The 902-nt window shown below is 64.9% G+C and carries 3 protein-coding genes; all 3 read left to right on the forward strand.

All coding sequences use genetic code 11. The features are described from left to right. Positions 1-437 (forward strand): FAD-dependent oxidoreductase (locus EN932_RS37065; protein WP_128369572.1); only part of this gene is annotated, 437 nt, incomplete at its 5' end. A gap of 70 nt (positions 438-507) precedes the next feature. After that, positions 508-774 carry a sarcosine oxidase subunit delta gene (locus EN932_RS37070; protein WP_013528149.1) on the forward strand — a complete coding sequence of 89 codons (267 nt, stop codon included), beginning with the start codon at positions 508-510 and terminating at the stop codon, positions 772-774. After that, positions 771-902 (forward strand): 2Fe-2S iron-sulfur cluster-binding protein (locus tag EN932_RS39670; RefSeq protein WP_281061582.1); only part of this gene is annotated, 132 nt, incomplete at its 3' end. The genes EN932_RS37070 and EN932_RS39670, both read left to right, overlap by 4 nt.

Below are 902 nucleotides of genomic sequence, written 5' to 3' on the forward strand. Positions count from 1 at the left end.
ACACGGTGGTGCTGTCGCCCGGCTGCGGCGTCTATGTCAGCCAGTCGGACAAGGGCGAGATCGTCATCGGCGGCGGGCTCGACCGCATCCCCTCCTACGCGCAGCGCGGCAATCTGCCGACGCTGGAGGGGGTGATCGCCGGCCTTTTGGAGATGTTCCCGATCTTCGGCCAGCTCAAGCTGATGCGGCAATGGGCTGGGATCGTCGATGTCGTGCCGGACTCCTCGCCGATCATCGGCCCCTCGCCGCTGCCCGGCCTGTTCCTCAATTGCGGCTGGGGCACGGGCGGCTTCAAGGCCATTCCCGCAGGCGGCACGCTGCTGGCGAACCTGCTGGCGACTGGCGAACACAACCACATCAGCCGTCCGTTCGACCTTGATCGCTTCGCCAGCGGGCGGCTGATCGACGAAGCGGCCGGCTCCGGCATCGCACACTGATGCATGTCGCCCAAAAGTACGCAGCGGTTTTGGGAGAACGACATGCATAAAGACGAAGATTGAGGATTTTATGCAGCTTTTCCCTTGCCCATTCTGCGGCCCGCGCGACGAAACCGAATTCCACTATGGCGGCGATGCCGGAAATGCGCGGCCGGATGGCGCCGATGTGCCGATCGATCGCTGGGCTGATTACCTCTATCTGCGCACCAATCCGAAAGGCACGGCGCGCGAAATCTGGGTTCACATGAACTGCGGCGAGTTCTTCGTCATGGAGCGCGACACCGTCACCCACAAGGTGCTGTCCTCGGCCGCACTCGGCGGGGAGCACGTCGCGTGACCGCCTCACGTCTTGCCACCGGCGGCAGCGCCATCGACCGCTCGCGCCCGATCCGCTTCAGCTTCGACGGAACCATCGTGCAAGGCTTTGCCGGTGACACCATCGCCTCGGCGCTGCTGGCGGGGGAC

The sequence above is a fragment of the Mesorhizobium sp. M7A.F.Ca.US.002.01.1.1 genome, assembly GCF_004022955.1.
In the GTDB taxonomy this organism is placed as follows: domain Bacteria; phylum Pseudomonadota; class Alphaproteobacteria; order Rhizobiales; family Rhizobiaceae; genus Mesorhizobium; species Mesorhizobium ciceri.